Genomic DNA, 21,015 nt, shown 5'->3' with positions numbered 1-21,015 from the left:
CAACAAGTGTATTTACTGCAGATGACAATCTACTTTTTTGATTATTGCAATCTAAACAATCAATTTTACCGAAATAAATTTAACCCATACACTCGTTAACAGTTAAACAGCCAGCAACACTGCCGGCACTTTTAAATAATGAGGTCGACAATGAAAACTCAAATAAACACAACAAAAACTAAATTAACTTTAAGCGCATTAGCCCTTGCAGTGGCATTACCTGCAAGTGCGGTTACCACTCTTACAAAAGACAACGGCGCAGCTGTTGGCGATAATCAAAACTCAATGACCGCCGGTGAGCGCGGCAGTGTATTGCTTGAAGACGTACACCTAATTCAAAAGCTGCAACGTTTTGCACGCGAGCGTATCCCTGAACGTGTAGTGCATGCGCGAGGAACTGGCGCACACGGCGTGTTTGTAGCCTCAAAAGAACTAGACGATTTAACAATTGCGGCGCCATTTGCAGAAGCAGGTAAAGAAACAGACGTATTTGTTCGTTTTTCATCAGTAATTCACTCAAAAGGTAGTCCTGAAACGCTGCGTGATCCTCGTGGTTTTGCTACAAAATTTTACACAGACCAAGGTAACTGGGATTTAGTAGGTAACAACTTACCTGTGTTCTTTATCCGTGACGCGATTAAATTCCCAGATATGGTTCACTCGTTAAAGCCATCTCCGGTAGATAACATTCAAGATCCTAACCGTTTATTTGAGTTTTTCTCGTACGAGCCGGGCTCTACTCACATGTTAACGTGGGTATACAGCGACTACGGTACACCAGCAAGCTTACGTAAAATGGATGGTTGGGGCGTGCATGCATATAAAATGATTAATAAATCAGGCGATGTTAAATACGTTAAGTTTCATTGGGTAAGCCAACAAGGTATCGACAACCTAGATTCAAAAGAAGTAGCCGAAGTACAAGGAAAAGATTTTCAACACTTAACACGCGACCTGTACACCGAAATTGGTAAAGGCAACTTCCCTAAGTGGGACCTATACATTAAAACACTTGACCCATCGCAGTTAGATGACTTTGATTACAACCCATTAGATGCAACAAAAATGTGGTTAGACGTTAAAGAAACAAAAGTGGGTACAATGACCTTAAACCGTATGCCAACTAACTTCTTTCAATCTACAGAACAAGTTGCAATGGCACCGGCAAATGTAATCCCGGGTATTGAGCCATCTGAAGACAGACTATTACAAGGGCGTGTGTTTTCATACTCAGATACACAAATGTACCGCTTAGGTGCTAACCACCAACAATTGCCAATTAACCGCGCAAAAGTTGATGTTGTTAACTACAACCAAGACGGCGCAATGAACTACGGTAATACAACAAGTAATGTGAACTACCAACCAAGTCACGAAAACGTAGCAGAAAACCCAATTGCACGTAGAAGTAACACTGAACTTAAAGGTTTTGTACAACAAGCCGCGATTAAAAAGCAGCAAAACTTCGCACAAGCTGGCGTACTTTACCGTGGCTTTAGTAAGCAAGAGCGTACTAACTTAGTTGACAACTTAGCTGGCGATTTAGGCAAAGTGAAAGACAGCAAAGTAAAGCACAAAATGCTCAGCTACTTCTACAAAGCCGACAGCGAGTACGGTACACGTTTAACTAAAGCCGTAAATGGCGATATTAAAATGGTTAAACAATTAGCCGCTAAACTTTAATAATTTTACCCAACCAAGAGGAAGGATCGACTCTCCTTCCTCTTTTTTTAAAAGGTAAACCGTATGCGTAAATTCCTTATTATATTTACTTTAGTAATGAGCTTTTCAAGCCTTGGTAATGAACAACAAAATACTGTGAATGAGCCAACAACCGCACAAGCACAATACGACAGCTTACTTGCATATTACTTTGCTGCCGCACGTACTGACGACACCGCCGTAATAACGCAGTTTGTTGATGCAGGCATTCCTATTAATAGTTACAACAACAAAGGTTACACCGCGCTAATGATTGCCACTTATCACGGTAATAAAAGCACAGTTAACACGCTTTTACAGTTAGGCGCTAATGCCTGCCTTGAAGATAAGCGTGGTAATACGGCCCTAATGGCCGCTATATTTAGAGGCGAATTTAGTATAGCTAAAACACTTGTCAGCCTTGATTGCGATAACGCCCATCAAAACAAAGCTGGCCAAACAGCAGAGCAATTTGCACAAACTTTTGGTCAACAAAAAGTACTCGACTTACTAGCGCAGGTGAATAGTGACGCAAAATAGCTTGTTTTTGATTTTTTGCCATTAGGACATGAACACGGGAAAAATAGTATTATTGCCTCTACTGGTCTAACCAGCTATTCTTTTCACCTGTGTACTTTATATGGAAAATAATAACTCTAATGGCCACACCACACTTTGATCACATCACTATTACCTGCAATAACAGGCAAACATTAAGCGCGCATGTATTTAAACCAGAAGACACCATAAAAGGCGCAGTAATGATTGCACCTGCAACGGGGATTAAGCAGCAGTTTTATGCAAACTTTGCTACTTACTTGCAGCAAAATGGATTTGCCGTTATTACGTTTGACAACAGCGGGATAGGCCAATCACTTAAAGGCAGCATTAAAAATAGTAAAGCGAATTTGCAATCGTGGGGCGAGCAGGATATGCCCGCAGTGCTAGAACAACTTCAAAAAACATTTCCGAATACCCACTACCATTTGATAGGTCACAGTGCCGGCGGGCAGCTAGTAGGTTTAATGCACAATGCCACTCAACTCAGCTCACTGTTCAACTTTGCGTGTTCGTCGGGCAAGTTAACCAATATGCGCTTAGCGTATCAGGTAAAAGCACACTTTTTTATGAATGGGGTTATTCCGGTGAGTAATGCACTATTTGGCCATACTAAATCACAATGGTTTGGTATGGGCGAGCCTTTACCTAAAGGCGTAGCTCAACAGTGGCAAAAATGGTGTAACGCACAAGGGTATGTTAAATCAGCATTTGGCAATACAGTATTTCAACATTTTTATAATGAACTAGCCATGCCTTCGCTTTGGATTAATGCCAGCGATGATGATATAGCAAATAACGATAATGTTGCTGATATGCTTTCTGTTTTTCCAAAACTTAACGCACAAACGCTACATTTAACGCCCAGTGAATATAACCTGAAAGATATTGGCCACATGAAGTTTTTTAGTAAAAGGTCTGCCGCTTTATGGCCTTTAGCACTAGACTGGCTAAACAAACATAGTATTTAACACCATGGTGTGTTTAGCTCCCTATACGCTAAACACACACCTGCTAACTCCATCTAACCTCTGCATACCTAAGCATATTTACGTGCTGTTAAATTTAAAGCCACTTTAGTAATTGACCTTTCGGTCAGTAAAGCTACAATCAATCAACACGTTAAACACGCACAATCAATAATGACCACACAAATAAAACCAAATAAAAAAGAAGTCACTCGGGAAAAAAACCAACTGCTCATATTAAATGCCGCCGAGCAATTATTTTCTCTTAATGGGTATGACGGCGCAAGCATGAGCATGGTTGCAAAAGAGGCTAGCGTTCCAAAAGCTAACATACTGTATTACTTTAAAAGCAAAGATGGCCTTTACGAAGCGGTAATAGACAGAATAATAGCAAATTGGAACTTAGGCCTTGATAACGTCACCGCTGAAGACGACCCCGCAACAGTGCTTTATAACTACATAAAAAGTAAAGTAATACTTGCCGTAAACCAACCTCTTCAATCTCGTTTATTTGCCAATGAAATTTTGCGTGGCGCCCCCTATTTACAAAACTACTTTAGAACAAATACACGGCCTTGGGTTAAACAAAAAATTGATGTGTTTCAATCCTGGATGGACGCAAAAAAAATAGACCAAGTGGATCCCCATCACCTTTTATTTACTATTTGGTCAACAACACAATACTACGCAGACTTTCAAGCAGAAGTACTGCTAGTTATGAATAAATTAGAATATGACGAAACCGACGTGGCACAAATAACACAATCAATTGCCCACATAATTTTAAAAGGTATTGGCTTAAAAATACCCGCCCCAAACGAGGCCTAACACATGGAAAACTTTACAACCCCCGACCTATTCGACGATCACCGCAACTCGGTTCAAGTAGCAGATAGTGGCTTGCGCCACTTTGGTAAAAAAACCACCTTTAGTGGCCAAGCAGTAACGGTAACCTGCCCAGAAGACAACTCGTTTGCCGCCGATGTTCTTCATCAAGATGGTAAAGGGAAAGTGTTAGTAATTGATGGGTTTGCTAGCAAACGTTTTGCTTTTATTGGCGACATTATGGCCGAACGCGCGCTACAAAATGGCTGGGAAGGTGTTGTAATAAATGGTTGTTGCCGCGATATAGAAATACTTGCAACAATGGATTTACCTGTAATGGCGATTGGTTCAACCCCTCGTAGCACACTTAAGCGCGGTTTTGGCGATCAAGACCAAGTTATTAATATGCTGGGTACCGCAATAGCACCAAACGATTGGCTGTATGGCGACGTTAATGGCCTAATAATTAGTAAAGCCCCCTTATTTAATAAATTCGTGTAAATAATAACAACCAGTTTGGTGCAACAATGCACCAAGTTGGTTTGTTTTGCGGTTAAAAACACCCACTTTATAACTTAAAAATTATAAATCCCTCTCTGCAACGCCCAAAAACCTGACCAATCGGACAGGAATTTACTTTTGGCATTTGTTTTGCTTGTATTAAGTTCGCTAAAACCACAACCACCGATGCAAAGTACAATTAGTGCTCAGTTAATAAAAATAAGATATTACGTAGAGAGCTAAAAAAATAACAACACTATTCTCTTTTACTCAATTTAAAATTAGTAAATAACCATTTGGTCAGTTTTATGTAGATGGGTTACAAAATGAACACGCAATTAAAAACTAAAAACACAGGTATATTTTGTGACCATGGACCCAGTAATTGGCAATCAAGTCAAACGGGCACACTAAGCACTATGCGCCTAGCCGTAAAAGATGTATTTGCAGTTAAAGGCGAGCGCAACAGCGCAGGTAACCCTAGCTGGTTTAAAGCAGCAAAACCTGCCCAGCAAACAGCAAGTAGTGTTAACAAATTAATGGATACTGGCTGTATTTTTAAAGGTTTTACCCATACCGACGAGCTTGCCTATAGCTTAGAAGGTAATAATACTCACTATGGCGCAGCACAAAACCCCAAAATAAAAGGGCATGCATGCGGTGGTTCTAGTATGGGATCGGCCGCCGCAGTAGCCGGCAATTTAGCTGACATCGGGTTGGGCACCGATACCGGAGGCTCTATTAGAATCCCCGCAAGTTATTGCGGTTTATTTGGTATTAGGCCAAGCCATAACGTAATTGAAAAAGATGGCCTAATTCCGCTAGCTCCCCCTTTTGATACCATTGGTTGGCTTACCCAAAGCGCAGAACTATTAGAAAAAGTAGGCAATGTATTGTTACCAAACCAAGCTATTAATAGTGTAAATACCTTGGTTATTTGTGAGCCCTTATTTGAGCTAGTCAGCCCAGCTTTACAAGCACCACTTAAACAACTGCTTAAAAAAACCAAACCTTTTTTTAAACACCACAAAGAATTTGAACTACCTAACATCAGCTTATTAAGCGAACTCGCTGATAGTTTTAGAATATTGCAAGGACGTGCTATTGCTAAAGCGCACAAAGATTGGCTTCAGTTGCCGGAGCCCCCTCCCCAGTTTACTCCGGCAATTGCGGCCCGTTTTAAAATGGCATTGGCACTAACCGCCCAAGAAGAAAAAGAAGCACTTAACGTTCAAATCCAATGGCAAACATTAATTGCTAAAAACCTAAATTCAACTAGCTGCTTATTTTTGCCAACAACCCCAACAACCGCACCTAAATTGGGCGCCGACACAAGCGCCTTACGCATGCAAATAATTACGCTATCGGCTATTGCGGGCTTGAGCCGCTCGGCGCAAGTTCACTTACCAATAGCTAATCTAGCAAATGGCCATCCATATGGGTTTTCACTCATGATGAGCCACAATAACGATAAAAGCTTACTTGCCTGCGCAACACAACTAGCTGCATATTTTAAACAGGAAACTCTCACATGAACGCACACAACATTGCCTTTACGGCCCCGCACTTCTCAGCGACCGAGGCAGGCACCTTTATACTAAAACAAGGCGGTACAGCCACTGAGGCAATGGTTGCGGCCGCCGCTGCTATTAGCGTGGTTTACCCACATATGAACTCGATTGGTGGCGATAGCTTTTGGCTTATTGATAACCCAAACCAAAGCACACCCACCGCAATTGATGCATGCGGGCGTGCACCAAACGACATCAGCGCCTACAGCAATGAGCAACAAATACCAGAGCGTGGCGGTTTAAGCGCATTGACTCAAGCGGCTACACTTCAAGGCTGGCAAAAAGCCCTTGAATTAGATGAGTACGCAGCCCTTTCGCTAAGTACTATTTTAGCCCCAGCTATCAAACTTGCCCGCGAAGGGTTTACTGTTACCAAAAGCTTGCAAGCAGGCTGCGAAAAACTCGCGACGGTTACCAATACAAATGATGCATTTAAAGCACTATACATCCCAAATGGCAAACCGTTACAAGCAGGCCAACATTTTAAAAACCCAAAACTTGCCGATACCTTTGAGCATTTAGCTAAACATGGCTTAAATGCATTTTATGAAGGCGAACTTGCCGACTCGTTTGCAGCCGACTTAGCCAAAGCTGGTAGTATTATTACCCCAAATGATATTGCCAACACGCAAGCCGATGTAGTAAGCCCGCTAAATGCTAATTTGTCGGGTATTAATTGCTACAACTTACCTGCACCTACTCAAGGCGTACATTCGCTACAAATAATTGGTACCGTTAATAAGCTAAAACACACCGCTAACACCGAAGCCGATTGGACCCACTTAATTGTAGAAGCCACCAAGCAAAGCTTTACGCACCGCCCAACGCTTTGGGCCGACCCTAAAGCGCTTGGCGATGATTATAAAAACGCATTAACTGATGAGCGCTTAACCGAGCTTGCCAACAATATTGATATGAATACCGCCAAAAAATGGCCGTTTGATGCCCAGCCCGGCGATACAGTTTGGATGGCAGCACGCGATAAAAACGGCCAACTAGTGAGCTTTATTCAAAGTATTTACTGGGAATTTGGTAGCGGCATACTCATGAGTGAAGGCGGGTTTGTATGGAATAACCGCGGGCTAAGTTTTAGCTTAAACACTAAAGATACCAATGCACTAGCGCCAAATAAACGCCCAGCACATACCCTTAACCCGGCTATGGCTAAGTTTGACGATGGCAGACGCCTTGCCTACGGCACTATGGGTGGTGAAGGCCAACCACAAACTCAAGCCGCTGTATTTGCCGGATACGCGTGGCGAAATAAATCAATTAACCAAGCGGTAAGCGATCCGCGCTGGTTACTGGGCCGCACATGGGGCGACACCAGCACAAATTTAAAAATAGAACACAGCCTCGCTGCCCAAATAGACAATGAATTAAATAAACGTGGCCACGACTGGGTAAGTGTAGAGGACAATAACGAAATGATGGGTCACGCAGGTGCTATTTTAGATACACCTACAACCCTTGAAGCTGCAACGGATCCTCGCTCTGATGGCCGTGCAACTGTTTCATCAACGTAGTAGGAACACACATGACAGAAATAATAAACCAATGGCCAATTATTGTGGCCTTAATAGCAACTGGGATTTTTGCCGGAATTTTAGCAGGACTTTTTGGCGTAGGCGGCGGTATTGTTATCGTGCCTGTGCTGTACTTTTTGCTGCAAGGCTTTGGCGTAAGCCCTGAGTCGGCCATGATGATAGCCACCGCGACATCGCTTGCCACCATAGTGCCTACGTCTATTTCATCTATTCGCTCGCACCATGCAAAGGGAAACATTGACCTTGCTTTAATTAAATACTGGGCGCCGTTTATTTTAGTAATGGCCGTTGTAGGCAGCTACTTAGCGCACTCAATACGTGGTAATGCACTGGTACTTATGTTTGCGTGTATTGCTATTTTAGTTAGCCTTAACATGTTATTTAGAGCCGGCGCCCCTGCCCTTGTAAGTAAGTTACCAGGTAAATTTGGCCAAGGCATAATGGCAAGTATTGTTGGTGGCTTATCGGTCATGATAGGCATAGGCGGCGGCACAATTGGCGTGCCCATGCTTAGTGCATTTAACGTACGTGCCCATGTTGCCGTAGGCACAGCAGCTGTATTTGGCTTATTGATTGCGCTACCTGGCGTAATTACCTTATTAAGTATTGGCACAACGCCAACCGATGCTCCCCTAGGTACGTGGGGGTTAGTTAACCTCCCTGCCTTTTTACTTATTATTCCACTTACTATTTTGTTTGCGCCTATTGGCGTAAAAATTGGTAGCAAGCTGGATCAAAAACAATTAAAACGCGCCTTTGCCGTTGTATTAATGATAACGGGCATTCGCATGCTTATTCAGACAATCGGAGCCTAAAACATGTTTAGCAACACGCAAATTCAAACTTTAAACCCGCCACAGCGTTTACTCATGGGGCCTGGGCCAATTAACGCAGATCCACGCGTACTGCGTGCTATGTCGGCGCAGCTAATTGGTCAATACGACCCAGTAATGACTGGTTTTATGAATGAAACCATGGCCCGCTATCGCGAAATATTTAAAACCAAAAACGAATGGACCATGTTAGTTGACGGCACATCACGCGCAGGCATAGAAGCCGTATTGTGCTCTATTTTACGCCCTGGCGATAAAGTACTGGTGCCCATAATGGGCCGCTTTGGCCACTTGCTTGTTGAAATAGCCGAGCGCGTAGGCGCAAAGGTACACACCATAGACGTACCCTGGGGCGAAGTATTTACCCCCGAACAAATAGAAAAAGCCATTGTTGATGTAAAACCCCATGTACTTGCCATGGTGCAAGGCGATACTTCAACAACCATGAACCAGCCGCTTGAACACATTGGTGATATTTGCCAAAAGCACGATGTATTATTTTACTGCGATGCCACCGCCTCAATTGTGGGTAACGATTTACCCGCCGATGAGTGGAAACTCGATGCACTGTCGGTTGGTTTGCAAAAATGTTTAGGTGGCCCGTCTGGCTCTGCCCCTTTAACACTGAGCGATAAATGCGCCGATTGGATCCAAAAACGCAAAAAAGTAGAAGCGGGGATCCGCACCGCAGAGCATACCGACGGCACCGAGCCATTTGTACGCTCTAACTACTTTGATTTAGGCATGATCATGAATTACTGGGGGGAGGAGCGCCTTAACCACCACACCGAAGCCACCAGCATGCTGTACTGCGCATCAGAATGTGCTCGCATAGTCATTGAAGAAGGCGTAGATAACTGCGTAGCACGCCACAAATTACACGGCGATGCCATGCTAACAGGCATTCAAGCGCTGGGCTTAAACGTATTTGGCGACGTTAGTCATAAAATGAACAACGTAGTGGGTGTGTATATTCCCGAAGGAATTAACGCCGACCATGTACGCGAACAAATGCTAACCGACTTTGGTATTGAAATTGGCACCTCGTTTGGGCCGCTGCATGGCAAAATTTGGCGTATTGGCACCATGGGCTACAACGCCCGTAAAGATGCCGTATTACAAACATTAGCAAGCCTAGATGCCTGCCTGCATGCCAACGGTTACAAAGGCCCTAAAGGCGAAGCCGCTATTGCCGCCCTTTCCCATTACAAATAATAAAAAGGATTTAGCATGACGATTGCAAGCCCACTCCATGAGCCATTATTAAACAGCGAGCTGGCTAATAAATTTGCTGCACGCGCCTTAGCGCGTTGTAAAACACTTAGCAGCCTATCGCAAATGCAAGGCGGCATTCACCGTGTGTATTTATCTAAAGAGCACAAAGAGTGTAATAGCGTTACTGCCGAGTGGATGGCTGAGGCAGGCATGCAATCGTGGCAAGATGAAGTAGGCAATTTATGGGGGCGCTTAGCATCATCAAACCCACACGCTAAACGTTTAATTATAGGGTCGCACCTTGACACCGTACCCAATGCCGGCGCATTTGATGGCATTTTAGGGGTGTTACTCGGTATTGAAATAGCCGCCATTGCATATGAATTAGAGCTAGATCTACCCTTTCATTTAGATGTTGTGGGTTTTTGTGATGAAGAAGGCACCCGCTTTGCCACCACTTTAATTGGCTCAAAAGCACTGGCAAACGAGTTTGACCCGCAGTGGTTAAATATACAAGATACAAACGGTATTACTATGCGCCAAGCCATGCTGGATTTTGGTTTAAACCCAGATGATTACGCAAAAGCTGCGCTCAACAAAAACGAGTTACTCGGTTACTGGGAAACCCACATAGAGCAAGGCCCTGTGCTTGAATCGGTAAATCAGGCGCTAGGCGTAGTAACCGCTATTGCTGGCGCCAAACGCGCTATGATCACTTTAACAGGTCAAAGCGGCCACGCGGGTACAACTCCAATGAACTTGAGGCAGGATTCACTAGCAGGCTGCGCTGAATTAGTAACCGAAATTGAAAAACTAGCAAACAATGCTAAAAATGGCGAAGTTGCCACCGTAGGACAAATACAATCGCGCCCCGGCGCAACAAACGTTATTGCCGGTAAAACGACTATAAGCCTAGATGCGCGTGCTCAAAACGATGACGACCTAGCAGTATTACTTAATGCAATACATACTCGCGCGGAGCAAATTGCAACTAGCCGTGATTTAACGCTTGATTGGCAATGGACGCATGCAGCCGGTGCCGTTGCATGCGACACCACTATTCAACATTTGTTTTCAAGCGCATGTAAACTCAACAACCAAGCATCGCCTTCACTTGCCTCTGGTGCAGGGCACGATGCAATGGCAATCGCTCCAATTTGCCCCGTTGGCATGCTATTTATACGCAGCCCTGGCGGCATAAGCCATCACCCAGCAGAAGCTGTTATTGATGAGGATGTAACAAAAGCACTCAGCGTAATGTACAGCGCACTTGTACTGTATACACAAACGTTAAAAGAATAGTGAAACTAATGAGTAATACAGGGGTTAAAATGTAAGTATTGCTCTATTTAACGATTAACTTTGTGAGGTTTTACTCGCATATCTCCAAGATGAGTTACAGCTACAGCTACAGCAGTAATAGTAAATACCTGCTTTTTATATTCAATTGTAATATTACTGATGTTTAAACAGCGCATTTACGTCAATTATTTAATAATGTAACTAGGAGGTAGGTTAGCAATCAGATTGCGGCTGTGTTTCCATGTATTCTTCCACAATTTCTAGCTGCCCCTTCTCCGTTCTTTTTAGAAGCATATAATAGCGTTAATCGGTATAACATTTATTTTCAGAATATCGGTGTGCCTTGATCTTGTAGCCATTTCCTTCAGACTTTATTACTATGTTTTTGAATGTGCTTTTGTCATTTTTGCCAATGGCATTACACGTTGGACAAGCACCTTCCACTGTTCACCCGTAATTTCCATTTGACGCTCCGTACCATGCGGGTAAACGCGATAGGAATGAATTTTGGCATCGTTTGCATATAAAGAAGCAACTTTCACGTCAAAATTACTGCCTAACTTCGTATATTCATCAAAAATACTTTTCGCATTTTCCGATGCATGTGAAATGTTCGACATTAAAACTGCAACAGCGAGTATAACTTTTTTCAAATGTTGGCTCCTTACTAAGATTGATGATTGCTAACGATCGCATATAATGCGGGGATGCTTGGCTATAATTAGCAGAGAATGAGTCTCAAAAGAGCATTTAACGCCATTTTTAATGCGCTTGATATATGGTGACTATGCCTGCTGCGGTAATTTTAATTGCTTATAAACTTTCTTACACTTACCACAGGTGATATCTAATTCGAACTTATAGTTAACGCACTGAAAAAAGAAGCCATACACTTTACTTCCAATTTTTATAAACGTCAGAACAAACGCTGTTGCCACCATAAAACTAAATTCATAAGCGCCATTTTCGTAGAGTGCTGAATCTATACACAACTCAACAAATAAAAGTGCCACAACCTTATAGTGCTTGCCAATTACCGCAATAACAAATGTAAAAAAAGCTATAAAATAAGCAAAACCTTGTGACTCTTCAGCTAAAAAAGCCAAGAAACCTATTGGAATAGATAAACAAAGGCTAAGAAAAAGAAATCCCACCATATCGATTTTTGACATCCAAAAATCAGTTTTAAAACTATTTTTTGTTTTGCACTTACTACACTTTAACAACAACTACTCCAAATAAAGGATATGACGCTTGCCGTAAACGGCACACATAATATAGCTTAATAATCCCACCAAATAACTGCAATGTAAACAAGCAATTAGAGGTTATAAAAGTGATTTTTTATAAGATACAAAAGCCGTATTGATAAGGTTATTGGGTTGGGTTGCGAATTAGAGTAAAAGTTGCGGGTTGTATACATTGTTTGTTTTTAACAGGGGTTTACAGCGCTGCCTTTGCAGCATTATTAATAAAGCTACAGCAGAGTGTTCAATTAGCCTCAAAGTTTACATTATCAAAATACGGGTTGTGAGTGAGCGCTTTAAGTACGCTGATTGTAGTGAGCACAATAATTTTCAGCTCGCTATTCAAGTTAACAACTATGCATTCGTCTCTATTAGCATTACGTTTTGTATCAGTTGCTACCCCGCATATTGCATCACCATTTTTTAATACAAGCTCAACGCTCAAATGGTGCATACAAGCAATTTCGATATAATCGTAGTGGTTGCAACTGATCATAAGGTTCTCTTTACATTATTTAGCTGGCTTAAGTCGCATTAAAGTAGCAATAACAATTAAGTTGCCTACATACCATAAATCTTTAATTACAAATTGGCCTAATCGATCTAATAACGCGCCTGAACTCAATGCGCCGGTGGCGGTAATTAAAAATGTTTGGGTCATTAAAAAAACACTTAAACATGCTAAACCACTCACTATAATGAGCTTTTTATTGTTAATTAAAATGCCCGCACCGAGTAACACTGCAAATAATAAATCAAACCCACCAATTACATTTGACGCGCCTTGCACACTAAATACTGTATATAACCACGACATAAACGGTGAGGTTTCTACTAATCCCACAATGGCTTTAGCTTCAAATTCATAAAATTTCATGCCGCCAATCCACAGTAAAACCATCGCAACCGGTATAAAGTTTAAAAATACATGTTGTTTGTCGGTGAGCTTATTTTTATAAAACAAAAATAAATACAAAGGAATAACAGCAAAGTATTTAATAATGCCTTGCCCACTGCCAATAATTGGAAAGCCTCCTAACTGTGCCATCCAACGGTTACTAGCCAATAAAGTAAGTAAAGGCACAATGCAAACAATTAACGCTAAAACAGCTACTGGCATAGGCTTTAGTAATTTAAAATGTGCAGCTAGAGTGGCGAGTGCCAATGCAATCATAGCGGTGCCTGTGAACAAACCTAACGTATTTACACTGAATAAGGTATCAAGTTCATAAAAGCTGAAGGTCGCTATGAGTGTGTTTGGGTTTGCACCTAAAGCAAACGATACACCAAGCAACGCAAAGCTAAGTGTAAGTAAAAAGGTGAGTGCGTTATTTGTGTGTGTTAAGTTCATTGTGTGCCCATTAAATCTGTAATGGCTAACAAAGACCTTATTTTTACAAAAAGTAATTCAACCTAGCCAATCAAATATTCACACATCTGTAACTTAAAAAGTTATGTAAACGCACTTTTCAAAAGCAAAAAGCTCACAAAAATAAACATATCCTTTTGGTCAGGTTTATATATAAAAGCTATTTAAATCTCACCTAAAAGCTAACAAAAAAATTTAACCACCTCATATAAAAAAGAACAAAAATAAAATAAATTACTGATATAAAAGCAAATAAACAACCCACAACCTTGCTTTTAATGCTTATTAAACTCACTGAGACACAAGAAGCTAACCGATCGGTCAGATATGGCATGTTAACTGCAAAGTATTAATCATAATAAAACAGCTTTTTTCTTACTTGCGCAATAACAATACGAAAAAGCAAACAACAAACCTTATTAAAAACAAGGTGTTAAAAAGCTAAGGGGGTCTGTGTGATTCAGTTTTTATTAAATGACACGCCAATTGAAGAACAAGAATGCTCGCCAAGTCTCACCATTTTGGACTGGCTACGCACCAAAAAAGGGAAAGTGGGCACCAAAGAAGGGTGTGCTACAGGCGATTGCGGCGCGTGCACAATTTTAGTCGGCGAAGAAAAAACAAACTTAAACGGTAACCCTGTTTGGCACTACCAAACCATGAACAGCTGCCTGCTTTTATTAGGCAATGCACACGCAAAACACATAGTAACCGTAGAAGCTGTAACAGCGGGGCTTTACCCAACCCTTGATGACTTACACCCAGTACAACGCGCACTAGTAGAGTGCCATGGTTCGCAATGTGGTTTTTGTACCCCTGGCATAATAATGAGTATGCTGGCGCTTTATATTAATAACCCGAGTTACCCAGGTAAAAAAGCCGCTATTCATGCTTTAGGTGGTAACTTGTGCCGTTGTACTGGCTATAGCCCTATTTTACTCGCAGTTGAAAAAGCCTACAGCTATGAGCGTAAAAATGAGCCTTACTCAGCCATGGCGGCACAATTTAAGGCATCACTAAATATAGGTGATGATATTCCTTGCTTAAAAAATGGCCCTCGTACGTTTTATTTACCGCAAAGTGCAGCGCAACTTGTTGAGCTTAAAGCGCGTTACCCGCATGCACACTTGGTTGCTGGTGGCACCGACTTTGCCATTGAGCTTAGCCAAAACATGCTATTGCCCGATGTAATAATATCCCTTAGCCAAACCAGTGAGCTGTGCACATTAAGCGATAACAACGGTGAGCTACATATTGGTGCAGCACTACCTTACAGCCAATTTGTTGAAGCGTTTTGCACTTACTACCCTGAGTCTAAAGAGCTGTTTGAACGCCTAGGCTCTAATCAAGTACGTAACAGTGGCACCTTAGGCGGCAGCATAGGAAACGCCTCTCCAATTGGCGACCCAGCTCCATTATTAATTGCACTTAATGCCACTATGGATTTATTAAGCGCAGCAGGCACACGCACTATAAACGTGGCCGACTACTTTGTTGATTACAAAAAAACAGTCATTAAAAGCGACGAAGTCATTAGCAAAATTACCGTACCTAAACGCCCAGACTCGTTAAAGCTTGCGTGTCATAAAATTTCAAAACGCTTTGAAGATGATATATCTACTGTTTGTTTAGTACTGGCTATAGAGCAAACGCAAGGCGTAATTAGCAATGCCCGCTGCGCCATGGGCGGTATGGCAGCAATACCCAAACGCGCCGCGCACATAGAGCAAAAACTTAATGCTAAGCCCTTACAAGTAAGTACGTTTATAGATGCCGCAGCCGCTATAAATGACGACTTTTCCCCAATGAGCGATGTACGCAGCAGCGCACATTATCGCACTACGGTAAGCAAAAACTTGCTACAACGTATTGGTATTGAGTTTTGCGATGCACAGCCTAGTAGCAATAAAAATAATAACAACATTGCCATTACGAGGATCTCACATGCGTCACTTTGAAATGGATAAACTAAAAGCCCAAGGCGGAAGCGTTGGCCAATCTAAGTACCACGAAAGTGCAATAAAACAAGTATGTGGCAATGCAAACTACGCCGACGATAACCCAGAGCCTCATGGCTGCTTACACGCCTACCCTGTACTTGCGCCCATTACCAGCGGCTTTATTAAATCAATTGATACAAGCAAAGCGCTTGAAGTGGCAGGTGTTAAGCGTATTTTATCGGCTGATGATGTACCCGGTAAGCTTGATATTGGCCCAATATTCCCAGGTGATGTGCTATTAACCAATCACGAAATTCAATACCACGGGCAACCTGTGCTGGTAGTCGTTGCCGACAGCTACGAAATGGCGCGCCGCGCTGCTCGCTTAGTGGTTATAGAGTGCGAGCAAACCACCCCCATACTTGATATTAAAGAAGCGATAAAAAAAGAGCACTGGGTAAGACCGCCACATTCACTCAAGCGCGGTAATAGCGAGCAAGCCATAAATAATGCAGCCCACCAACTTAAAGGTGAAATACACATAGGCGGGCAAGAACACTTTTACCTTGAGGGGCAAATAGCATTCGCTCAGCCCGACAACGATGGCGGGATTCATGTGCAATGTTCTACGCAGCACCCAACAGAGGTGCAGCACTTAGTTGCCAAAATTTTAAAAAAGCCATTTAGCTTTGTAAACGTAGAAACCCGCCGAATGGGCGGTGCTTTTGGCGGCAAAGAAACTCAAGGCGCGCCGTGGGCTTGCCTTGCAGCGCTTGCGGTTTATCACCTTGGCTGCGCCGTTAAAATGCGCCTAGCCCGCAGCGACGACTTTAAACTTACCGGTAAACGCCACCCATTTTATAATCAATACCATGTAGGGTTTGACCAAAATGGCCTAATTGAAGGCGCTGATGTAACCGTAAATGGGTTTTGTGGTTATTCGCCTGACTTATCCGATGCCATTGTAGACCGCGCTATGTTTCATGCCGATAACGCTTATTACTACCCAGCCGCCACAATTAAAGGGAATCGCTGTAAAGTTAATACTGTAAGCCACACCGCATTCAGAGGATTTGGTGGCCCGCAAGGCATGATCATGGGCGAGCTAATAATGGACGATATAGCCGCTAAATTGGGTAAAGATCCGCTTGAGATCCGAAAACTTAATTTATACAAAAAAGGCCGCGACACTACGCCGTATCATCAAACAGTAGAGCAGCATATTTTAAAAGATATGATAAGCCAGCTTGAGGAGTCGGGTGATTACTGGGCGCGAAAAAAGGCAATTAAAGCCTTTAATGCATCATCGCCCATTATCAAAAAAGGCCTTGCGATGACGCCGGTTAAATACGGTATATCGTTTACCGTACAGCACTTAAACCAGGCGGGTGCACTCGTGCATGTATATAGCGATGGATCAATTCATTTAAACCATGGCGGCACCGAAATGGGCCAAGGGCTTAATACAAAAATAGCGCAAATAGTAGCCCATGGCTTTGGCGTTGATTTTGACGCAGTAAGCATAAGCGCTACTCGTACCGACAAAGTACCAAACACCTCGCCAACCGCGGCTTCAAGCGGGACTGACCTAAACGGCATGGCGGCGCTAAACGCGGTAAACACCATAAAAGAACGCTTAATAAACTTTATAAGCGAGCACTTTGAAGCAGACAGCCAAAGTATTGTATTTAAAGATAACCTGATTACCTTTAGCAAAGGCGAAATTAGCTTTAGCGAACTTGCAAACCTTGCTTACATGAACCGTATATCGCTTTCATCAACCGGTTATTACGCCACGCCTAAAATTCATTACGACAGAGCTAAAGGCGAAGGCCGCCCATTTTTTTACTACGCGCACGGCGTAGCACTGAGTGAAGTAGAAATCGATACGCTGACAGGCGAAAACATCGTAACCCGTGTTGATATTCTGCACGATGTGGGCAGCTCAATTAACCCAGCACTTGATATAGGGCAAGTTGAAGGGGCTTTTGTGCAAGGTATGGGCTGGCTCACCACTGAAGACTTACAATGGAACGAAAAAGGCCAGCTTGCCAGCTTTGGCCCTGCTAACTATAAAATTCCTGCAATTGGCGATACCCCAGCCGAATTTAACGTCAATTTATATAACTCGGCCAACCCAGAAACCACCGTTTTTAGATCAAAAGCAGTTGGCGAACCGCCGTTTATGTTGGCCTTTAGTGTGTGGAGTGCTATTCGTAATGCCATAAGCAGTGTGGCTGATTACAAATACACCGCCCCACTTGATACGCCTGCTACACCTGAACGTGTATTAAATGCAATTGAGCAAACCGCTAGCTGGTTTAAGGAGCAGCAACATGGCTAATTTAAATGAGTCGTTTCAGGGTTTTCATACGCAAAATTGGGCGCAAGCTATAAACCAGCACGAACAAAGCGGCACTAATTATGTTATTGCCACTGTGCTTGGCACCAATGGCTCAACTCCACGTGGTACAGGCTCTAAAATGGTAATAAGCGGCGAGCATATTTACGACACTCTTGGCGGTGGTCACCTTGAATACGTAGTAATAGAAAAAGCCCGCGAGCTACTTGCTAAAGGCGAGGCAGCCCAAGTGATAGAGCAATTTAACTTAGGCGCAAATTTAGGCCAGTGCTGCGGCGGAGCTGCCACCGTTATGCTTGAGTGCATGCAATGCGAGCGCTTTACCCTTGACATATACGGCGCAGGCCATGTAGCACAGGCGCTTATTGGTATATTGGCGCAATTACCGATGCGCATACGTTGGATAGATAGCCGCGCCGATGTATTCCCACAAGCTATTCCTAATAACGTAATAAAAGTGGTTGATGAAGAGCCAACAGAGCAAGTAAAACGCGCCCCTAAAACTAATAATTACTTAATATTAACCCATAACCACCAGCTCGATTTTGCACTCACACAAGCCATTATTAAACGCGCTGATGCCAATTGGCTTGGTGTAATTGGCTCAGATACCAAAGCAAAACGCTTTAAACAACGCTTAGCTCATCGCAATTTTACCACCGAGCAAATAAACCAAATGACCTGCCCTGTTGGGCTTGAAAATGTAACGGGCAAGCTCCCTATGGAAGTAGCCATTTCGATTAGCGGGCAGTTAATTGGCCTTTATCAAGCTATGCAAACCCATGCGCCCAAACGCCAAGGCCTGCAATGGCGCGTACTTAAAAATGCATTAATTAGCACCACGCACGAGGAAGAAAGCGCATGAGTAGCTTAAAAATTAACGACCTAAATGCAGCGCAAGCGCATCAAGCATTAGAGCACTGCTGCGCCGCTCCTAACTGGGTACTCGGTATGCTAAATATCATGCCATTTGAAAATAAAGAGCACCTCTTTCACAGTGCGCAAACCGTATGGGATAGCCTAAGTGAGAGCGATTATTTGGCCGCTTTTGAAGGCCACCCGCAAATAGGCGATTTATCAACATTAAGTAAAAAGTACGCCGCTACCGCAAAAAAAGCGGGGCACGAACAATCGGGTATGAGCAAAGCAAACGAGCAAACCCTAAAAAAAATGATTGAGCTAAATAAACAATACCTCAGTAAATTTGGCTTTATTTTTATTGTGTGTGCCAGCGGTAAAAGTGCTGAGCAAATGCTTGAGCTAATAGAGCAGCGCGTACACAACACCCGCGAAAAAGAGCTAACAATTGCCGCGAGCGAACAAGCCAAAATAACAAAAATAAGATTGGAGTCCCTGATATGAATAAAAGTATGAACAAAAGCCCTATCACTACCCATATTCTCGATACCAGCACCGGTAAACCTGCAGCAAATGTAGCTGTACACTTGTTTGTATACACTAATAACAAGTGGGAATTAATTGCCCAAGGTAACACAAATAGCGACGGGCGCATTACCGACTGGCTAAATACAGACGTAGAATTTGCAACCTATAAGTTGGTATTTGATTTAGATAGTTACTATAAAAACCAGCCTACCCCAGCGTTTTATCCAGAAGCGCAAATAACCTTTAGATTGCAAGATCAAAAGCATCATCACATCCCGTTATTGCTTAGCCCGTTTGGCTACTCAACGTACAGAGGCAGCTAATTATGAGCACGCAAAACAATAATAAACTAACCGTAATTTGTGCCAACATACTCGATTTTGTTGACGACCCCGCCATAGTAGGCGACAACGCCCACCGCTATTTTGAAAAAGGCGCATTAGTTATTCAAAACGGTAAAGTGGTTAACCTTGGTTACGAGCAAGACATACTGCCAAGCTTAGATAAATCAGCCACTATTATTCGCCACGATGGCAAATTGGTTATGCCCGGCATGATAGACACGCACATACATTTACCACAAACCGAAATGGTCGGCGCGTATGGCGAGCAGCTTTTAAGCTGGCTTACCGAATACGCCTTCCCTACTGAAAAAAAGTTTGCCAGTGAAGTTTACTCAAGTGAAGTCTCAAATCGCTTTTTAGATGAGCTACTACGTAATGGCACCACCACCGCGCTAGTGTTTGGTACGGTACACCCACAATCGGTTGATGCGTTTTTTAACGAATCTCAAAAACGTAATTTACGCATGATTGCCGGTAAGGTAATGATGGACCGTAATTGCCCTGACGATTTATCAGATTGCGCACAAACCAGTTACGAACAATCAAAAGCACTCATAAAAAAATGGCACAACGTTGATAGGTTGAGCTATGCGGTAACCCCTCGTTTTGCACCTACATCTACCCCTGAGCAACTACAAAAATGTACTCAGCTATTAGAAGAACACCCCGACACGTACCTGCATACGCACTTATCTGAAAACAAAGACGAGTGTGAATGGGTAAAAGGGTTATTCCCAGAGGCTGATGACTACTTAAGTGTTTACGAGCAAGCTAAAATGGTGCGTAAACGTTCGGTATTTGCTCATAGTATTCATTTATCTGAGCGCGAGCTTTGCTGCCTTGCCGATAACAACGCGGCTATTTCTCACTGCCCTACCTCTAACTTATTTTTAGGCTCTGGCTTATTAAACTTAAAGGCCTGTGAAGAGCACGGTATTAATGTAGGCATGGGAACTGATGTAGGCGCAGGAACAAGTTTTTCGATGCTGCAAACAGGCAACGAAGCGTACAAAATTCAGCAGCTTCAAGGTCAAAAATTCTCAGCTTTTAAGGGCCTATACTTAGCAACTCTTGGCGGTGCGCGAGCCCTTGATTTAGAGGGCACCATAGGTAATTTTGCAATAGGTTGCGAGGCTGACTTTATTGTAATGGATTACGCAGCCACCTCGTTTTTAAAGTTCAGAATTGGCCACGCAAAAACCCTGCACGAGCAACTTTTTGCCATGATGATGCTAGGCGACGACCGCTGCATTGAACAAACCTACATAATGGGTGAAAGCGTATATAAGCGCGATGATAAAAAACAGTTTACAGCCACCCACACACCGCAATTAGAAGAGGCTTAG

20 protein-coding genes are annotated in these 21,015 nt (G+C 42.9%); 16 read left to right on the top strand and 4 right to left on the bottom strand.

Going from position 1 to position 21,015, the window contains the following annotated elements:
- The first annotated feature begins 150 nt into the window (after window positions 1-150).
- The 10 genes from PMAN_RS17305 to PMAN_RS17260 all read left to right on the top strand — a co-directional run bounded on the left by PMAN_RS17305 (window position 151) and on the right by PMAN_RS17260 (window position 11,021).
- Complete coding sequence (locus tag PMAN_RS17305; RefSeq protein ID WP_008128553.1) at window positions 151-1,683, top strand: catalase; 1,533 nt, start codon at window positions 151-153, stop codon at window positions 1,681-1,683.
- A 96-nt stretch (window positions 1,684-1,779) separates the two neighbouring features.
- Window positions 1,780-2,241, top strand: coding sequence for an ankyrin repeat domain-containing protein (locus PMAN_RS17300; protein ID WP_375277670.1), 462 nt, complete (start codon window positions 1,780-1,782; stop codon window positions 2,239-2,241).
- A 119-nt stretch (window positions 2,242-2,360) separates the two neighbouring features.
- A complete protein-coding gene (locus PMAN_RS17295) occupies window positions 2,361-3,230 on the top strand; it encodes an alpha/beta hydrolase family protein (RefSeq protein WP_010556851.1) in 870 nt (289 codons plus the stop codon).
- Window positions 3,231-3,401: 171 nt separating this feature from the next.
- A complete protein-coding gene (locus tag PMAN_RS17290) occupies window positions 3,402-4,055 on the top strand; it encodes a TetR/AcrR family transcriptional regulator (RefSeq protein WP_010556852.1) in 654 nt (217 codons plus the stop codon).
- A 3-nt stretch (window positions 4,056-4,058) separates the two neighbouring features.
- Window positions 4,059-4,553 carry a putative 4-hydroxy-4-methyl-2-oxoglutarate aldolase gene (locus PMAN_RS17285; protein WP_010556853.1) on the top strand — a complete coding sequence of 165 codons (495 nt, stop codon included), beginning with the start codon at window positions 4,059-4,061 and terminating at the stop codon, window positions 4,551-4,553.
- A gap of 326 nt (window positions 4,554-4,879) precedes the next feature.
- A complete protein-coding gene (locus PMAN_RS17280; RefSeq protein ID WP_010556854.1) occupies window positions 4,880-6,088 on the top strand; it encodes an amidase family protein in 1,209 nt (402 codons plus the stop codon).
- Window positions 6,085-7,650 (top strand): gamma-glutamyltransferase family protein, encoded by a 1,566-nt coding sequence (locus tag PMAN_RS17275; protein ID WP_010556855.1) that lies wholly within the window; start codon window positions 6,085-6,087, stop codon window positions 7,648-7,650. The genes PMAN_RS17280 and PMAN_RS17275 overlap by 4 nt, the downstream gene beginning before the upstream one ends.
- A gap of 11 nt (window positions 7,651-7,661) precedes the next feature.
- The gene (locus PMAN_RS17270; protein WP_010556856.1) at window positions 7,662-8,486 is read left to right on the top strand and encodes a sulfite exporter TauE/SafE family protein; all 825 of its coding nucleotides are present in this window, start codon (window positions 7,662-7,664) and stop codon (window positions 8,484-8,486) included.
- A gap of 3 nt (window positions 8,487-8,489) precedes the next feature.
- Entirely contained in the window at window positions 8,490-9,719 is a 1,230-nt protein-coding gene (locus PMAN_RS17265; RefSeq protein WP_010556857.1) for a pyridoxal-phosphate-dependent aminotransferase family protein, read from the top strand.
- A gap of 15 nt (window positions 9,720-9,734) precedes the next feature.
- The gene (locus PMAN_RS17260; protein WP_010556858.1) at window positions 9,735-11,021 is read left to right on the top strand and encodes an allantoate amidohydrolase; all 1,287 of its coding nucleotides are present in this window, start codon (window positions 9,735-9,737) and stop codon (window positions 11,019-11,021) included.
- Between the two features lie 377 nt (window positions 11,022-11,398).
- On the opposite strand, the gene PMAN_RS17255 is transcribed toward PMAN_RS17260, so the two are convergent.
- From PMAN_RS17255 to PMAN_RS17240, 4 genes are all read right to left on the bottom strand, one after another.
- Window positions 11,399-11,641 (bottom strand): hypothetical protein, encoded by a 243-nt coding sequence (locus PMAN_RS17255; RefSeq protein WP_168371060.1) that lies wholly within the window; start codon window positions 11,639-11,641, stop codon window positions 11,399-11,401.
- Between the two features lie 165 nt (window positions 11,642-11,806).
- Window positions 11,807-12,193 (bottom strand): hypothetical protein, encoded by a 387-nt coding sequence (locus PMAN_RS17250; RefSeq protein WP_138739542.1) that lies wholly within the window; start codon window positions 12,191-12,193, stop codon window positions 11,807-11,809.
- Between the two features lie 319 nt (window positions 12,194-12,512).
- Complete coding sequence (locus PMAN_RS17245) at window positions 12,513-12,764, bottom strand: Rho-binding antiterminator (RefSeq protein ID WP_010556861.1); 252 nt, start codon at window positions 12,762-12,764, stop codon at window positions 12,513-12,515.
- Between the two features lie 15 nt (window positions 12,765-12,779).
- Window positions 12,780-13,619 (bottom strand): DUF417 family protein, encoded by an 840-nt coding sequence (locus PMAN_RS17240; RefSeq protein ID WP_010556862.1) that lies wholly within the window; start codon window positions 13,617-13,619, stop codon window positions 12,780-12,782.
- 473 nt (window positions 13,620-14,092) lie between these two features.
- On the opposite strand from PMAN_RS17240, the gene xdhA reads away from it, so the two are divergent.
- The 6 genes from xdhA to guaD are packed head-to-tail and all read left to right on the top strand — an operon-like array spanning window position 14,093 to window position 21,015.
- A complete protein-coding gene (gene xdhA / locus PMAN_RS17235) occupies window positions 14,093-15,595 on the top strand; it encodes a xanthine dehydrogenase small subunit (protein WP_010556863.1) in 1,503 nt (500 codons plus the stop codon).
- On the top strand, window positions 15,582-17,921 hold the full coding sequence (gene xdhB, locus PMAN_RS17230) for a xanthine dehydrogenase molybdopterin binding subunit (protein WP_010556864.1): 2,340 nt from the start codon (window positions 15,582-15,584) through the stop codon (window positions 17,919-17,921). Before xdhA ends, xdhB begins: the two co-directional genes overlap by 14 nt.
- Window positions 17,914-18,804, top strand: coding sequence for a xanthine dehydrogenase accessory protein XdhC (gene xdhC / locus PMAN_RS17225; protein WP_010556865.1), 891 nt, complete (start codon window positions 17,914-17,916; stop codon window positions 18,802-18,804). The genes xdhB and xdhC overlap by 8 nt, the downstream gene beginning before the upstream one ends.
- Window positions 18,801-19,301: a 2-oxo-4-hydroxy-4-carboxy-5-ureidoimidazoline decarboxylase gene (uraD, locus tag PMAN_RS17220; RefSeq protein WP_010556866.1), complete on the top strand. Its 501-nt coding sequence runs from the start codon at window positions 18,801-18,803 to the stop codon at window positions 19,299-19,301. The genes xdhC and uraD overlap by 4 nt, the downstream gene beginning before the upstream one ends.
- On the top strand, window positions 19,298-19,648 hold the full coding sequence (uraH, locus tag PMAN_RS17215) for a hydroxyisourate hydrolase (protein ID WP_010556867.1): 351 nt from the start codon (window positions 19,298-19,300) through the stop codon (window positions 19,646-19,648). Before uraD ends, uraH begins: the two co-directional genes overlap by 4 nt.
- Before the next feature lie 2 nt (window positions 19,649-19,650).
- Window positions 19,651-21,015 (top strand): guanine deaminase, encoded by a 1,365-nt coding sequence (gene guaD, locus PMAN_RS17210; protein ID WP_010556868.1) that lies wholly within the window; start codon window positions 19,651-19,653, stop codon window positions 21,013-21,015.

It is taken from the genome of Pseudoalteromonas marina (assembly GCF_000238335.3).
Lineage (GTDB): Bacteria > Pseudomonadota > Gammaproteobacteria > Enterobacterales > Alteromonadaceae > Pseudoalteromonas > Pseudoalteromonas marina.
This window is presented reverse-complemented; position numbering and strand designations above follow the sequence as displayed.

What these genes read in the sequence shown, in the direction of transcription:
- PMAN_RS17305 (WP_008128553.1), top strand. Translation starts at nt 151, where the DNA reads ATGAAAACTCAAATAAACACAACAAAAACTAAATTAACTTTAAGCGCA.
- PMAN_RS17300 (WP_375277670.1), top strand. Translation starts at nt 1,780, where the DNA reads ATGAGCTTTTCAAGCCTTGGTAATGAACAACAAAATACTGTGAATGAG.
- PMAN_RS17295 (WP_010556851.1), top strand. Translation starts at nt 2,361, where the DNA reads ATGGCCACACCACACTTTGATCACATCACTATTACCTGCAATAACAGG.
- PMAN_RS17290 (WP_010556852.1), top strand. Translation starts at nt 3,402, where the DNA reads ATGACCACACAAATAAAACCAAATAAAAAAGAAGTCACTCGGGAAAAA.
- PMAN_RS17285 (WP_010556853.1), top strand. Translation starts at nt 4,059, where the DNA reads ATGGAAAACTTTACAACCCCCGACCTATTCGACGATCACCGCAACTCG.
- PMAN_RS17280 (WP_010556854.1), top strand. Translation starts at nt 4,880, where the DNA reads ATGAACACGCAATTAAAAACTAAAAACACAGGTATATTTTGTGACCAT.
- PMAN_RS17275 (WP_010556855.1), top strand. Translation starts at nt 6,085, where the DNA reads ATGAACGCACACAACATTGCCTTTACGGCCCCGCACTTCTCAGCGACC.
- PMAN_RS17270 (WP_010556856.1), top strand. Translation starts at nt 7,662, where the DNA reads ATGACAGAAATAATAAACCAATGGCCAATTATTGTGGCCTTAATAGCA.
- PMAN_RS17265 (WP_010556857.1), top strand. Translation starts at nt 8,490, where the DNA reads ATGTTTAGCAACACGCAAATTCAAACTTTAAACCCGCCACAGCGTTTA.
- PMAN_RS17260 (WP_010556858.1), top strand. Translation starts at nt 9,735, where the DNA reads ATGACGATTGCAAGCCCACTCCATGAGCCATTATTAAACAGCGAGCTG.
- PMAN_RS17255 (WP_168371060.1), bottom strand. Translation starts at nt 11,641, where the DNA reads ATGTCGAACATTTCACATGCATCGGAAAATGCGAAAAGTATTTTTGAT.
- PMAN_RS17250 (WP_138739542.1), bottom strand. Translation starts at nt 12,193, where the DNA reads ATGTCAAAAATCGATATGGTGGGATTTCTTTTTCTTAGCCTTTGTTTA.
- PMAN_RS17245 (WP_010556861.1), bottom strand. Translation starts at nt 12,764, where the DNA reads ATGATCAGTTGCAACCACTACGATTATATCGAAATTGCTTGTATGCAC.
- PMAN_RS17240 (WP_010556862.1), bottom strand. Translation starts at nt 13,619, where the DNA reads ATGAACTTAACACACACAAATAACGCACTCACCTTTTTACTTACACTT.
- xdhB (WP_010556864.1), top strand. Translation starts at nt 15,582, where the DNA reads ATGCGTCACTTTGAAATGGATAAACTAAAAGCCCAAGGCGGAAGCGTT.
- xdhC (WP_010556865.1), top strand. Translation starts at nt 17,914, where the DNA reads ATGGCTAATTTAAATGAGTCGTTTCAGGGTTTTCATACGCAAAATTGG.
- uraD (WP_010556866.1), top strand. Translation starts at nt 18,801, where the DNA reads ATGAGTAGCTTAAAAATTAACGACCTAAATGCAGCGCAAGCGCATCAA.
- uraH (WP_010556867.1), top strand. Translation starts at nt 19,298, where the DNA reads ATGAATAAAAGTATGAACAAAAGCCCTATCACTACCCATATTCTCGAT.
- guaD (WP_010556868.1), top strand. Translation starts at nt 19,651, where the DNA reads ATGAGCACGCAAAACAATAATAAACTAACCGTAATTTGTGCCAACATA.